Origin of the sequence: Labrys neptuniae, assembly GCF_040797145.1 — a bacterium.
Lineage (GTDB): Bacteria > Pseudomonadota > Alphaproteobacteria > Rhizobiales > Labraceae > Labrys > Labrys neptuniae.
In genome coordinates, this window is the sequence record NZ_JBFNQD010000003.1 from 421,325 (window position 1) to 433,832 (window position 12,508).

The 12,508-nt window shown below is 65.1% G+C and carries 15 protein-coding genes; 12 read left to right on the forward strand and 3 right to left on the reverse strand.

The window, feature by feature from the left end; all coding sequences use genetic code 11:
- Positions 1-47: 47 nt before the first annotated feature.
- The 3 genes from ABXS05_RS12655 to ABXS05_RS12665 all read left to right on the forward strand — a co-directional run bounded on the left by ABXS05_RS12655 (position 48) and on the right by ABXS05_RS12665 (position 2,170).
- Entirely contained in the window at positions 48-272 is a 225-nt protein-coding gene (locus ABXS05_RS12655; RefSeq protein WP_367624151.1) for a hypothetical protein, read from the forward strand.
- Between the two features lie 220 nt (positions 273-492).
- Entirely contained in the window at positions 493-1,530 is a 1,038-nt protein-coding gene (locus ABXS05_RS12660) for a lysine-2,3-aminomutase-like protein (RefSeq protein ID WP_367624152.1), read from the forward strand.
- Between the two features lie 244 nt (positions 1,531-1,774).
- Positions 1,775-2,170, forward strand: coding sequence for a VOC family protein (locus ABXS05_RS12665; RefSeq protein WP_149254200.1), 396 nt, complete (start codon positions 1,775-1,777; stop codon positions 2,168-2,170).
- Between the two features lie 36 nt (positions 2,171-2,206).
- On the opposite strand, the gene phnF is transcribed toward ABXS05_RS12665, so the two are convergent.
- Positions 2,207-3,034 carry a phosphonate metabolism transcriptional regulator PhnF gene (gene phnF, locus ABXS05_RS12670; protein WP_367624153.1) on the reverse strand — a complete coding sequence of 276 codons (828 nt, stop codon included), beginning with the start codon at positions 3,032-3,034 and terminating at the stop codon, positions 2,207-2,209.
- A 95-nt stretch (positions 3,035-3,129) separates the two neighbouring features.
- Between phnF and phnG the strand changes: the two genes are divergently transcribed.
- The 9 genes from phnG to phnN are packed head-to-tail and all read left to right on the forward strand — an operon-like array spanning position 3,130 to position 10,103.
- A complete protein-coding gene (gene phnG / locus ABXS05_RS12675; RefSeq protein ID WP_376717612.1) occupies positions 3,130-3,621 on the forward strand; it encodes a phosphonate C-P lyase system protein PhnG in 492 nt (163 codons plus the stop codon).
- The gene (gene phnH / locus ABXS05_RS12680) at positions 3,621-4,241 is read left to right on the forward strand and encodes a phosphonate C-P lyase system protein PhnH (RefSeq protein WP_367624154.1); all 621 of its coding nucleotides are present in this window, start codon (positions 3,621-3,623) and stop codon (positions 4,239-4,241) included. Before phnG ends, phnH begins: the two co-directional genes overlap by 1 nt.
- Complete coding sequence (locus ABXS05_RS12685) at positions 4,241-5,353, forward strand: carbon-phosphorus lyase complex subunit (RefSeq protein ID WP_367624155.1); 1,113 nt, start codon at positions 4,241-4,243, stop codon at positions 5,351-5,353. The genes phnH and ABXS05_RS12685 overlap by 1 nt, the downstream gene beginning before the upstream one ends.
- Positions 5,350-6,369 carry an alpha-D-ribose 1-methylphosphonate 5-phosphate C-P-lyase PhnJ gene (locus ABXS05_RS12690; protein WP_367624156.1) on the forward strand — a complete coding sequence of 340 codons (1,020 nt, stop codon included), beginning with the start codon at positions 5,350-5,352 and terminating at the stop codon, positions 6,367-6,369. The genes ABXS05_RS12685 and ABXS05_RS12690 overlap by 4 nt, the downstream gene beginning before the upstream one ends.
- Complete coding sequence (locus ABXS05_RS12695) at positions 6,366-6,836, forward strand: GNAT family N-acetyltransferase (protein WP_311933569.1); 471 nt, start codon at positions 6,366-6,368, stop codon at positions 6,834-6,836. Before ABXS05_RS12690 ends, ABXS05_RS12695 begins: the two co-directional genes overlap by 4 nt.
- Positions 6,833-7,615 carry a phosphonate C-P lyase system protein PhnK gene (gene phnK / locus ABXS05_RS12700; protein ID WP_311933571.1) on the forward strand — a complete coding sequence of 261 codons (783 nt, stop codon included), beginning with the start codon at positions 6,833-6,835 and terminating at the stop codon, positions 7,613-7,615. The genes ABXS05_RS12695 and phnK overlap by 4 nt, the downstream gene beginning before the upstream one ends.
- Positions 7,612-8,322: a phosphonate C-P lyase system protein PhnL gene (gene phnL / locus ABXS05_RS12705; protein ID WP_367624157.1), complete on the forward strand. Its 711-nt coding sequence runs from the start codon at positions 7,612-7,614 to the stop codon at positions 8,320-8,322. The genes phnK and phnL overlap by 4 nt, the downstream gene beginning before the upstream one ends.
- A 15-nt stretch (positions 8,323-8,337) precedes the next feature.
- Positions 8,338-9,501 (forward strand): alpha-D-ribose 1-methylphosphonate 5-triphosphate diphosphatase, encoded by a 1,164-nt coding sequence (locus ABXS05_RS12710; RefSeq protein WP_367624158.1) that lies wholly within the window; start codon positions 8,338-8,340, stop codon positions 9,499-9,501.
- Entirely contained in the window at positions 9,498-10,103 is a 606-nt protein-coding gene (gene phnN, locus ABXS05_RS12715) for a phosphonate metabolism protein/1,5-bisphosphokinase (PRPP-forming) PhnN (protein ID WP_367624159.1), read from the forward strand. The genes ABXS05_RS12710 and phnN overlap by 4 nt, the downstream gene beginning before the upstream one ends.
- Positions 10,104-10,125: 22 nt before the next feature.
- On the opposite strand, the gene ABXS05_RS12720 is transcribed toward phnN, so the two are convergent.
- Positions 10,126-11,166, reverse strand: a complete 1,041-nt coding sequence (locus ABXS05_RS12720) for a LacI family DNA-binding transcriptional regulator (protein ID WP_311933579.1) — start codon at positions 11,164-11,166, stop codon at positions 10,126-10,128.
- A 186-nt stretch (positions 11,167-11,352) separates the two neighbouring features.
- Positions 11,353-12,450 carry a redox-regulated ATPase YchF gene (gene ychF / locus ABXS05_RS12725; protein ID WP_367624160.1) on the reverse strand — a complete coding sequence of 366 codons (1,098 nt, stop codon included), beginning with the start codon at positions 12,448-12,450 and terminating at the stop codon, positions 11,353-11,355.
- Between the last annotated feature and the right edge of the window lie 58 nt (positions 12,451-12,508).

Sequence of the window (12,508 nt, forward strand, 5' to 3'; positions counted from 1 at the left end):
CATTGGGCCGACAACACCGAGGACCTTGCCGATCTGGCGGTCGAACCATGACCATGGCGCAGATTGGCTACATTGAGCAGCCTTGTTTGCAGGAGAGCGCTGCGGAAAGGAACAAGTCACGGTCGACAAACCCTCGGACGGTGCCGAAGAAGAGGTTGCGCGGTCTCTCCGATCGTTTGTTGCGCGATATCGGCGTGATCGACGGTCATGAGAAGAACGATCAGCCCCAGCCCGCCGCCTGCGCCCGAGACTTGATCGATCGCTATCGCTAGAGCATCGCGCCGAAAAACGGATGCCGATTTCAGCAAAAAACATGCGACAACAATGACCGGCGGCCTCGAATCCGCTTCCGAAATCGGGTTCGAGGCTGCAGAGCAAAACGCCTTTTAGCGGAAACGCGTGTTTGCTCCCGGGTTGGCATATCCAGCCATTGCCTGCTAAAGGGCTGCCTCGCCGTGGCGATCCAGCCGGCATCATGGCAAGAGCATCGAAATGAACAAGCATTCCAGCCTTCGGAGCGCTTCCGATCTGGAAGCCAGCGGGCTCATTTCTTCGGCCGAGCGTCTCGACATCGAAGAGGTGGCGCGGCGTTTTTCGGTGGCAATCACTCCAGCGATGACGGATCTCATCGCTGGCTCCCCCCAGGACGATCCCATTGCCGCCCAATTCGTGCCGACCGGCCGCGAACTGATATCGAGCCCGGACGAACTCTCGGACCCGATCGGGGATGACGCCTTTTCGCCGGTGAAAGGCATCGTCCATCGCTACCCCGACCGCGTCCTGCTCAAGCCACTGCATGTCTGCCCGGTCTATTGCCGTTTCTGCTTCCGCCGGGAGATGGTAGGGCCGGAGGGCGAGATGCTCGCCGGCGGCGAACTCGATGCTGCCCTGGCCTATATCGCCGGCAACCCCGCCATCTTCGAGGTCATCATCACCGGCGGCGATCCCTTCGCGTTGTCGCCGCGGCGCATCGGCCGGATCGTGAAGGCGCTGTCGGCCATCGATCATGTCGGCGTGATCCGCTTTCACACCCGCGTGCCGGTGGTGGCGCCCGAACGGATCACGGACGAACTCATCGAAAGTCTCGACAGCCCGAAGGGCGTGTTCGTCGCCCTGCACGCCAACCATGTGCGCGAACTCACGCCCGCCGCGCGGGAAGCCTGTACGCGGCTGGTCAAGGCGGGGATCGCCATGGTCAGCCAGACCGTCCTGCTCAAGGGCGTCAACGCCACGGCCGAGGCGCTGTCGGCCCTCTTCCGGGCGCTGCTCGGCCTGCGCATCAAGCCCTATTACCTGCATCATGGCGACCTCGCCAAGGGCACGAGCCATTTCCGCACCACCATCGCCGAGGGCCAGGCGGTGATGCGGCAATTGCGCGGAAGTCTCACCGGCCTCGGCCAGCCCACCTATGTGCTCGACATCCCCGGCGGACACGGCAAGGTGCCGATCGGACCTGGTTATCTCGACGATGGCGAGAACGGCCCTGTCGTGACGGATCCGTGTGGAAACAGGCACGATTATCGCGGCTAGGTACGCCGGGAAGCGAACGAAGGGTAGCCCCGTCATGCTTGGCCCCGCTGCCACCAATGCCGACATTTGATCGAAATACCCGTTTGAACGGCGGCGTTCACGAGGTCTCGGCGCACCAGCCATGGCAAGCATCGGGCCCATCGCTGGATTCGCATGGACACCGCCTTACTTTTGGATAATAGGCCTTATCCTCCTGGGCTTGAGCCGGCATCTCGCCGTAACTCGCTGATTCGAGGTATAAATCATGTTTCTTCTCGACCATGTCTCGATCGGCGTTCCCGATCTTCAGCAGGCACGGGCGTTTTATGATGCAATCATGAGTGCCCTCGGGGCGCCCAAAGTCTATGACCGGAGCGAGGCCATCGGCTATGGCGAGCGCTGTCGATCAAACGACACGCAATCGACATTCCTGGCTATCTACCTCGACGCATCGAACATCGAAGAGAACAAGCGGCATTGGTGCTTCAAAGCCGCATCTCGCGCCCAAGTCGATGCGTTCTATGCCGCCGGCCTTGCGTCCGGGGGCCGCGCGAACGGTGCTCCGGGATTACGAACGCACTATCACGACCATTATTATGCAGCTTTTCTGATCGACCCTGCCGGAAATCGGGTCGAAGCGGTGTGCCACGAAGCGATTTGATCGGTCATTCGCATTCTGGAAAAGCCTATCGGATCATCAGCTCTGCACCACGATCTCGGTACGGTCCGCGGCGAACAGGCTGGAGATCGCCTGGATCGGCACGCCGTCGGCGTCGATATTGACGCCTTCCACCGTCAGGACGGGGCGGCCGGCCGCAATATCGAGCCTGGCTGCTTCGTCGGGTGAGGCAAAGCGCGCTCCGACACGGGTCGATATCCGCTTGTAATCATCGACGCCGCAGGCCGCCAAGGCCGGCGTCACGGCCCCGAAGCGCCGATAGGCATCGGCAAAACCGGCAAAGCGTGGCAGCGGCAGGAAGGAGTTGCCGAAGGCGATCGGTACGCCGTCGGCCGAACGCATGGTCAGCAGTTTCAGCACCGGACTGCCCGGCGTTATGGCCAGCAGCCCGGCAAGACGCGGATCGGCCTCGATTTCGACGGCCTCCAGCACGATGCCCCCGGGCTCGCGCCCTTCCTGCGCCATGTTCTGGCTGAAACGCGTGCGTTCACCGATCGGATAGGCGAGCCGGGAAAGCTCGACGAAGGTCCCCCTGCCCTGCGCAGTGCGCACCAGGCCCTTGCCAGCCAGTTCGCCAAGCGCCCGCCGTACCGTGTGCCGGTTGACGCCGAAGCGGGCGGCCAACGCAGCCTCCGTCGGCAATTGCGTCCCGGGAGCCAGCATGCCGCCAATGATCTCGGCCTCGACGAGATCCGCGATCTTGCGCCAGGCGGCGATACCATCGCCGCGAAAGACGGCACCATCCACAGCGTTGCCATCCCCGCGGGAAAGGCTGCCTTCCGCAGCGGCGAAATCGCCTGTTGCGGCCTGCGGCGAAAAATTTTGGGTCGGGACTGGTTTTGTCATGGAAGCGTTGCAGGGTTCCTCATATAGTTGTCTATATCACTAGACAACATGCTGCGCCAGCCTGTTGTGATCCAAGGCAGAGCAATGGTTCCGACATGAATGAGTCCTCCCCAGATCGTCATCGCCAGATGGCGGCCGAGCCCGCTGCCGGACTGAAGGCACGCCAGGCCGTCATGCGTCTTTGTGCCCACGCGACCGGTGCAGAACTCGACCAGGCCCTCTCGACCCTGGCCCCGTTGCCGGCCCATGCAGCACTGCGGCCCGCCTTAACCGGCCTCGTCATGCTGCAGGGCCGGGTTGGCGGCGACGGCGCCGCCTTCAACCTGGGCGAGGCGAGCACATCGCGCGCCACCGTCCGGCTCGAAAACGGGCCTGTCGGCTTTGCCTATCATCTCGGCCGTAACAGCGCCAAGGCCAGCGCCGCCGCCCTGCTCGACGCACTCTGGCAGGACGAGGCCCGTCGTGAGGCGGTCGAACGGGCACTGCGGCCGGTGGCCACCCGGCTGAATGCGGAAGCCGGCGTTTCAGCCCGGCAGACCGCAGCGACCCGGGTCAATTTCTTCACCATGGTACGGGGAGAGGACTGATGATCGGCCTTGCACAGGACCAATTTGCACAGGATCTGGCGCCCGGCTTTGCCGATGCGGCAATCGAATCCCAGGCCGTCTTCCGAGCCTGCATGGACGCGCTGGCCCGGCCGGCCCGTCTCCGGCCCCTTGAAACGGGTCTCGTGCCGCCAGCGCCGCTGACGCCGGAGCTGGCCGCCCTTGCCCTCGCTCTGGCCGATCACGAGGCCCCGCTCTGGCTCGATGCCAGGTTGCGGACACCGCAGGTGCGGGCCTATCTCACCTTCCATACCGGCGCCCGCCTGACGGACGCCCCGCAGGAGGCGGCCTTTGCCCTCATCGCAGACGCAGCCGCCTGTCCTGATCTCGCCAATTTCGCCCAGGGCGATGATGAATATCCCGACCGCTCGACCACGCTGCTGATCGCTCTCGAGCGGCTCGAACCCGGCCATGATCTCGTCTTCACCGGGCCTGGCATCAAGACCGATGCGGGTCTGGCACTCGCGCCGCTTCCCGACGACTTCCGCCGGCAGCTTGGCGCCAACCATGCCGCCTTTCCGCGCGGCGTCGATATCGTCTTCACGGCGCCGGGCAGGATCGCAGCCCTGCCGCGCTCGTCCCAAATTCTTGGAGTCGCCTGATGTATGTCGCCGTCAAGGGTGGCGAGGAAGCCATCGACAACGCCCATCGCCTGCTCGCCCATGTCAGGCGCGGCGACAAAGCGGTCCCCGATCTCTCGATTGAGCAGATCCGCGAACAGCTCACACTCGGCGTCGACCGCGTGATGGCAGAGGGCTCGCTCTACGATCGAGATCTGGCGGCCCTCGCCATCAAGCAGGCCCGGGGCGACCTGATCGAAGCGATCTTCCTGGTACGTGCCTATCGCACCACCTTGCCGCGTTTCGGCACCAGCACGCCTGTCGATACCGACGACATGGCCATTCGTCGTCGCATCTCGGCGACCTTCAAGGACCTGCCGGGCGGCCAGGTGCTCGGCCCGACCTTCGACTACACCCATCGCCTGCTCGACTTCATGCTGGCCGCCGGCGCCGAGGTCGAGCCCCCCAAGGAAAAGCCCGCCGCCGGGGAGAAGACGCCGCGCGTCAGCGACCTGCTCGGCGGCGAGGACCTGATTGAGCGCAACGCTGCGCCGGACCCCGAACGCCCGGTGGGCGATCTCACCCGCGAACCCCTGGCCTTCCCTGTAGACCGCGACCTCAGGCTGCAGGCGCTCGCCCGCGGCGATGAAGGCTTCCTCCTGGCGCTTGCCTATTCCAGCCAGCGCGGCTTCGGCCGCACCCACCCCTTCGTCGGCGAGATCCGGCTCGGGGAAGTGGAGGTGGAATTCGTGCCGGAGGAGCTCGGCTTTGCCGTGCCGATGGGTTCGATCACCGTCACCGAATGCCAGATGGTCAACCAGTTCGCAGGCTCTGCCGAAGCCGCGCCGCAATTCACCCGCGGCTACGGCCTGGTCTTCGGGCAGGCCGAGCGCAAGGCGATGTCCATGGCGATGGTCGATCGCTCACTTCGGGCGCGCGAATTCGGCGAGGAGCGGACCGCCCCTGCCCAGGACGAGGAATTCGTGATGTCCCATTGCGACAACGTGCAGGCGACGGGCTTCGTCGAGCATCTGAAACTGCCCCATTACGTCGACTTCCAGGCCGAGCTCGACCTCGTCAGACGCCTAAGGGCCGAGCATGCCGAACGCCGCGAGGCGGCACAGGCCGAGGTCCGGCAGGAGGACGCAGCATGAGCCAGACTGAGATCCAATCCCGGACGCCGCTCGCCGGCAGCGACCGCATTCCAGCGGAGGCCGGCTACAATTTCGCCTATCTGGACGAACAGACCAAGCGCATGATCCGCCGGGCGATCCTCAAGGCCATCGCCATTCCCGGCTATCAGGTGCCCTTCGCCTCGCGCGAGATGCCGATGCCCTATGGCTGGGGCACGGGGGGCGTGCAGGTGACCGCCGCCGTCATCGGGCCCGACGACGTCCTGAAGGTGATCGACCAGGGCGCCGACGACACCACCAATGCCGTCTCGATCCGGCGCTTCTTCGCCAAGACGGCCGGCGTCGCCACCACCACCGCCACGCAGGATGCCACCATCATCCAGACACGCCATCGCGTGCCGGAAGCGCCCCTTAAGCCGGACCAGATCCTGGTCTATCAGGTGCCGATCCCCGAGCCGCTGCGCTTCCTGGAGCCGCGCGAGACCGAGACGCGCAAGCTGCATGCCCTTGCCGATTACGGCCTGATGCATGTGAAGCTCTACGAGGATATCGCCCGCCATGGCCATATCGCCACCACCTATGCCTATCCGGTGGAGGTGGCTGGACGCTATGTCATGGATCCCTCGCCCACGCCGAAATTCGACAATCCCAAGATCGACGGTTGCGAGGCGTTGCAGCTCTTCGGAGCCGGGCGCGAGAAGCGCATCTATGCCGTGCCGCCGCATACGCGGGTGAAGAGCCTCGACTTCGAGGATCATCCCTTCAGCGTGCAGCGTTTCAGTCAGCCCTGCGCTCTCTGCGCCGCGCAGGGCGTCTATCTCGACGAGGTCGTCCTCGACGATCGCGGCGGCCGAATGTTCGTCTGCTCGGACACCGACCATTGCGAGACCAGGCGGGCCGCGGGGCACAAGGGCGAGATGCTGGGCTCATCGCCTCTGGAAGCGCAAACGTCCTCATCCACCCTTGGAGACGGTACGTCCGGTGAGGAAGAAAGGGCGGATGAGGACGTCCGCGCGCCCGAGGAGACTAGGCCATGAGCATCGCACCTGCCCTGTCCGTGCGCATCGGCGGCAAGGCGGACCTGCCGGCCGTGCTCGCCCTCTACGGACAGCCCGATTTCAACGGCGACAATGTCCTGACGCTCGCCGAAGCCGAGGACAAGCTCGAACATCTCGGCCTTTATCCCGATTATGGGCTCTATGTCGCCGAACAGAGAGGCACGGTCGTCGGCAGCTTCTGCCTGATGGCGGTCGACAACCTCGCCCGGCGCGGCACTCCCTTCGCCGTGATCGAGAACGTCGTGATCGCTTCAGATCGACAGGGCGAAGGCATCGGCCGGCTCATGCTGCAGGCCGCCTTCCGCCTGGCGCAGGAGAAGGGCTGCTACAAGGCCATTCTCGCCTCCAGCCTGCACAACAGCCGCGCCCATGCCTTCTACGATTCGCTCGGCTTCGAGCGCCATGGCGTGTCCTTCCGCCTGTCCTTGCCGGAGAAAGCCGCATGACCTTCAACGATTCCCCCCTGCTCCAGGCACGCGGGCTCACCAAGCATTACGGCACGCGCCTGGGCTGCGCCGACGTTTCCTTCGATCTCTATGAAGGCGAGGTTCTGGCCGTGGTCGGCGAATCCGGATCGGGCAAGTCGACCCTGCTCGGGCTCCTCTCCAGCGAAGTCGAGCCCACCGCCGGATCCGTGCGCTATCGCATGCGTGATGGGGCTGTCCGGGACCTTTTCGCGCTGAGCGAGGCCGAACGCCGCTTCCTTCTGCGCACCGACTGGGGCTTCGTGCGCCAGGATGCACGCGACGGGCTGCGCATGGGCGTCTCGGCCGGCGCCAATGTCGGCGAGCGCCTGATGGCGGTCGGCGCGCGGCACTATGGACGCATTCGAGAATCGGCGCTGGACTGGCTCGGCCGGGTGGAGATCGAGGCCGACCGCATCGACGATACGCCCGCCAGCTTCTCCGGCGGCATGCGCCAGCGCCTGCAGATCGCCCGCAACCTAGTGACCCGCCCCCGCCTCGTCTTCATGGACGAGCCGACCTCCGGCCTCGATGTCTCGGTACAGGCCCGCCTGCTCGACCTCCTGCGCGGCCTCGTCGCCGATCTCGGCATCGCGGTCGTCATCGTCACGCACGACCTCGCTGTCGCACGGCTGTTATCGCACCGCATCATGGTGATGCGGCAGGGCCGGGTGATCGAAACCGGGCTGACCGACCAGGTGCTCGACGATCCGCACGAGGCTTACACCCAACTTCTGGTTTCTTCGGTACTGGCAGCATGACCTCCCCCATCCTCACCCTCGAAGGCGTTTCCAAGAGCTTCACCCTGCACCTCCAGGGTGGCCAGAGCATCGGCGTGATGCAGGATGTTCGCTTCACCGTCACCCCGGGGGAATGCGTCGTGCTGGGCGGCCCGTCCGGGGCCGGCAAATCCTCGATCCTCAAGATGATCTACGGCAATTATCGCTGCGATGGCGGCGCGATCCTGCTGCGCGAAGGCGATGAGACGGTGGATATCGCGACGGCCGAGCCAAGGCGTATCCTGGCGCTGCGCCGCCGCACCATGGGCTATGTCAGCCAGTTCCTGCGTGTGATCCCGCGCGTCTGCGCCCTCGCCATCGTGGCGGAAGCGGCCCGCGAGACCGGCCTGGCCGAGGATGCGGCCGAAAGGCGAGCCCAGGACCTGCTTCACCGGCTCAACGTGCCGGAGAGGCTCTGGCGTCTGCCGCCCGCGACCTTTTCCGGTGGCGAGCAGCAGCGCGTCAACATCGCACGCGGCCTGGCCGCCGACCGTCCTCTCCTGCTCCTCGACGAACCGACCGCTTCGCTCGATGCCGCCAACCGGGCCGTCGTCGTCGAGCTCGTCACCGCCAAGAAACAAAATGGCGTCGCAATTGTCGGCATCTTTCATGATGAGGATGTGCGCGAGCGAGTCGCCGACCGCGTGGTCGACGTCACCCGGTTTTCCGTCCCCTCTCTTGCCGCCTGAACGGACATTTCAACCATGCCTGATCTTGAGCAATTTGTTCTCTCAAACGCCCGCCTCGTCCTGGCCGATCATGTGATCGACAAGGGCTGGATCGCCGTCGACAAGGGCCGCATTGCCGACATGGGCGAGGGCGAGGCACCGGAAAAGGGACTCGACATGGCTGGGGACCATATCCTGCCCGGCCTGGTGGAACTCCATACCGACCATCTGGAAGCCCATTACTCGCCGCGCCCCTCGGTGCGCTGGCATGCCCTCAGTGCGGTGATGGCCTATGACGCCCAGATCGCGGCCGCCGGCATCACCACCGTCTTCGACTCCATCCGCCTCGGATCCGAGACGGAGGAAGGCACGATCTCCAAGGAAGGCACGGCCCTGGCCGGAGCCCTGGAAGAGGCGCGCCAGCACGGCCATCTGCGCGTGGAGCACCGCACCCATATTCGCTGCGAACTCGCCACGCCGGACGTCCTCACAGCCTTCCAGGCCTTCCGGGAGCTCTACCCCGTCCATCTGGCCTCGCTGATGGATCATACGCCCGGCCAGCGCCAGTTCCGCGATCTCAACACCTGGATGAATTTCTATTTCCCACGCCGGGTGCGCGGCGAGACCGATGTCGAGACCTACATCAAGGACAAGCTCGACAGGCATGCCCGCTTCGCCATGCACAGCCGTACGAACCTGGTGGCGCTGGCGCGCGAACACGGCATCGTGCTCGCCAGCCATGACGATGCCACCGCCGGGCATGTTGAAGAAGCTGTGGCGGACGGGGTCGCCATCGCCGAATTCCCCACCACGCTCGAAGCAGCACTCGCTTCGCACGCTGCCGGCATCAGCGTGATGATGGGCGCACCGAACGTCGTGCGCGGCGGCTCCCATTCCGGCAATATCGCGGCGTCGGACCTCGCCGGCGAAGGGGTGCTCGACATCCTCTCCTCCGACTATGTGCCTGCCAGCCTGCTGCTCGCCGCCTTCCAGCTGCCCGAGCGCGTGCCCTCGATCGACCTGGCGGCGGCGGTGCGCATGGTCAGCGATACGCCGGCCCGTGCCACCGGCCTTGATGATCGAGGCCGGCTGGAACAGGGACGCCGCGCGGATCTGGTGCGGGTGACCCAGGTCGCCTCGGGTGCCGGCACCACGCCGATCATCCGCCGTGTCTGGAGCGAGGGCAAGATCGCGGCATGACCGACGAACCCGCCTTGATCCAGCCCAAGCCGCGGCTCGGCAAGCTGATCGCCATCGTCGGGCCGAGCGGTGCCGGCAAGGACACGCTGATCGATGCCACCCGCCTGCGTTTCGCGGATCATCCCGGCCTGATCTTCCCGCGTCGCATCATCACGCGTGAAAGCAATGCTTCGGAAGATCACGACACGCTGTCCGAGGAGCGCTTTGCCGAGCTGGAAGCGCAAGGAGGCTTCTCGCTGTCCTGGCGCGCGCATGGCCTGAGCTATGCCCTGCCTCTCGAGGTGCGGCTTGCGACCGAGGAAGGGCGCCATGCCGTCTGCAACCTCTCGCGCTCCAGCCTGCCGGAGGCACGCCAGCGCTTTGCCGGCCTCAGCGTCGTGCTGGTCACCGCGCCTGCCGAGATCATCGCCCAACGCTTGGCGGCCCGCGGTCGCGAAAGCGAAGAGATGATCCGGGCGCGCCTGGCCCGCAAGATCGACCGCGAGGATAGTCTCGCCCCCGACCTCATCATCAGCAATGACGGCCCGGTGGAAGCGGCAACCGACAGGCTGATCGCCCATCTGCAGGCCGAACTCTCCGGGCAGGCACAGGCGATGGAATAGGTCGGAACGGCGGATCGTTCGATCAGGCGGGCGGACCGGCGACCGATCCCCGCAAATCGAGCTCGCAGGCCACCTCGACGGTCCGGGGCGACTCGCCGGGTTCGGCCAGGCGTTGCATGAGCTGGGCCCAAGCGACTTCGGCAATCGCCTGCACCGGCTGTATCACCGCGGCAATCGGCGGGTGCGTCACCTGCATCCATTCGATGTCGTCGAACCCGACGACCGACAGATCCCGGGGCATGACGAGGCCGCGTCTTTCCACCTCACGCAACGCCGCAAGCGTGGCGGGGCTGTACAGCGTGAAGATGGCCGTCGGCAGCCTTCCCTCGTCGAAGCGCGAAGCCATCGCATGCATGGCCGACGCGACATCGGGGCCGCACAGCAGGACCTCGATATCCTCGACGATATCAGCCTGCCGCGCCGCAGCCATCGCGCCATCGACGCGATCGCGCATATTGGTGAGGTCGAGCGAGGACGGGCCGAGCAGGATACGCCGATGTCCCCGAGCCACGAGTTCACGGATGACGGCGGCGCTGGCCTCGACATTGTTGACACTGACGCGATCGAAGCCGGTCTCGTCGGGAACGCGGTCGAGCAGGACCGTGGCGACCTTCTGATCGAGGAGGGAGGCTTCGGCGGCTGGCCGCCCATCCGTCGGCACCACGATCATGCCGGCCACGCGCCAGTCGAGCAGTGCCTCGGTCTGGGCAGCCTCCCGCTCGGTCTTCTCGGCGCTGGAAACGGTCACCAGGCGATAGCCGCTCCCCTCCGCCAGACGCTCGAAATGGGCGACCATCGACCCGAAGAAAGGATTGCGGAAGTCAGGAACGATGAGCCCGACGATCGAGCGGCGCGAGCGGCGCAGATTGGCTGCCAGCGGGTCGACCCGGAAACCGAGCTCCCGCACGGCGGCATGGATACGCGCCACGCTTTCGGCCTTCACGGCGCCGAGGCCGCGAAGCACTTTGGAAACGGTGGCGGGCGAAACATTGGCAAGCCGGGCGACGTCATGGATGGTCGCCCGCTCGCCCGGCGTCTTGCGTGGCGGCTCGTTGGATTGCATGGCCCCCGCCCCTGTCACGAACGAACACTCACGCCATCATAGCACAGATAAATCGATTTTCTTCCGCCAATCGGCAGCATTCCATCAAGAGCTGCCAATTGGCCTATCACAATGCTAAATTACGCCGGTTCAGCAGACAAACAAAGACCTTTCAAGATCTTCAGATCGAGTGCGATTTATTTGCACTCAAGTCGCAAAGCGGAAATGCAGAACATCGCCGTCTGCGACCACATAATCCTTGCCTTCCAGGCGGAACTTGCCGGCTTCCTTGGCGCCCGCCTCGCCGTTGAGGGCGACATAGTCGCCATAGGCGATGGTCTCGGAGCGGATGAAGCCCTTCTCGAAATCGGAATGGATCACGCCTGCAGCCTGCGGGGCGCGCATGCCCTTGGTGATGGTCCAGGCCCGAGCCTCCTTGGGACCCACCGTGAAATAGGTGACGAGATCGAGCAGTTCATAGCCGGTGCGGATGACGCGGTTGAGGCCGGGCTCGTTCAGGCCGATGGCGTCGAGATAGTCCTTCTGCTCCTCGGGCGGCAGGATGGCGATCTCGCTCTCGATCTTGGCAGAGACCACCACCGCCTTGGCGCCTTCCTCGGCGGCGCGGGCCTTCACCCTGTCGGACAGGCCATTGCCCTTGTCGGCCGAGGCTTCCTCGACATTGCAGACATAGAGCACCGGCTTGGCGGTGAGGAGCTGCAGCATGTCGAAGGCACGACGCTCCTCAGGCTTGACCTCGACCAGACGGGCGGGCTTGCCTTCGCGCAGCAGAACCAAGGCCCGATTGATCAAATCGAGGCTTTCCTTGGCCTCCTTGTCGCCACCCCGCGCCTTCTTCTCCAGCGCCACCACGCGGCGCTCCAGGCTGTCGAGATCAGCGATCATCAGTTCGGTCTCGATGGTCTCGATGTCGGCGACCGGGTCGATCTTGCCCTCGACATGGGTGACGTCGCCATCCTCGAAGCAGCGCACCACATGGGCGATCGCGTCGCATTCACGGATGTTGCCGAGGAACTGGTTGCCGAGGCCTTCGCCCTTGGAGGCCCCCCGCACCAGACCGGCAATGTCGACGAAGGTCAGGCGGGTGGGAATGATGGTTCCGGACTTGGCAATGGCGGCGAGCTTCTCCAGGCGCTCGTCGGGCACCGCCACGTCGCCGACATTGGGCTCGATGGTGCAGAAGGGATAGTTGGCCGCCTGCGCCGCCGCGGTCTGCGTCAGCGCATTGAACAGGGTCGACTTGCCGACATTGGGCAGGCCGACGATTCCGCATTTGAAACCCATGGTGATCGCTCGTTCATCTTGTAGCCGGCGCGCTCCTGCCGCCGACGAAATCCGTTAA

What these genes read in the sequence shown, in the direction of transcription:
- ABXS05_RS12655 (WP_367624151.1), top strand. Translation starts at nt 48, where the DNA reads ATGACCATGGCGCAGATTGGCTACATTGAGCAGCCTTGTTTGCAGGAG.
- ABXS05_RS12660 (WP_367624152.1), top strand. Translation starts at nt 493, where the DNA reads ATGAACAAGCATTCCAGCCTTCGGAGCGCTTCCGATCTGGAAGCCAGC.
- ABXS05_RS12665 (WP_149254200.1), top strand. Translation starts at nt 1,775, where the DNA reads ATGTTTCTTCTCGACCATGTCTCGATCGGCGTTCCCGATCTTCAGCAG.
- phnF (WP_367624153.1), bottom strand. Translation starts at nt 3,034, where the DNA reads ATGACAAAACCAGTCCCGACCCAAAATTTTTCGCCGCAGGCCGCAACA.
- phnG (WP_376717612.1), top strand. Translation starts at nt 3,130, where the DNA reads ATGAATGAGTCCTCCCCAGATCGTCATCGCCAGATGGCGGCCGAGCCC.
- phnH (WP_367624154.1), top strand. Translation starts at nt 3,621, where the DNA reads ATGATCGGCCTTGCACAGGACCAATTTGCACAGGATCTGGCGCCCGGC.
- ABXS05_RS12685 (WP_367624155.1), top strand. Translation starts at nt 4,241, where the DNA reads ATGTATGTCGCCGTCAAGGGTGGCGAGGAAGCCATCGACAACGCCCAT.
- ABXS05_RS12690 (WP_367624156.1), top strand. Translation starts at nt 5,350, where the DNA reads ATGAGCCAGACTGAGATCCAATCCCGGACGCCGCTCGCCGGCAGCGAC.
- ABXS05_RS12695 (WP_311933569.1), top strand. Translation starts at nt 6,366, where the DNA reads ATGAGCATCGCACCTGCCCTGTCCGTGCGCATCGGCGGCAAGGCGGAC.
- phnK (WP_311933571.1), top strand. Translation starts at nt 6,833, where the DNA reads ATGACCTTCAACGATTCCCCCCTGCTCCAGGCACGCGGGCTCACCAAG.
- phnL (WP_367624157.1), top strand. Translation starts at nt 7,612, where the DNA reads ATGACCTCCCCCATCCTCACCCTCGAAGGCGTTTCCAAGAGCTTCACC.
- ABXS05_RS12710 (WP_367624158.1), top strand. Translation starts at nt 8,338, where the DNA reads ATGCCTGATCTTGAGCAATTTGTTCTCTCAAACGCCCGCCTCGTCCTG.
- phnN (WP_367624159.1), top strand. Translation starts at nt 9,498, where the DNA reads ATGACCGACGAACCCGCCTTGATCCAGCCCAAGCCGCGGCTCGGCAAG.
- ABXS05_RS12720 (WP_311933579.1), bottom strand. Translation starts at nt 11,166, where the DNA reads ATGCAATCCAACGAGCCGCCACGCAAGACGCCGGGCGAGCGGGCGACC.
- ychF (WP_367624160.1), bottom strand. Translation starts at nt 12,450, where the DNA reads ATGGGTTTCAAATGCGGAATCGTCGGCCTGCCCAATGTCGGCAAGTCG.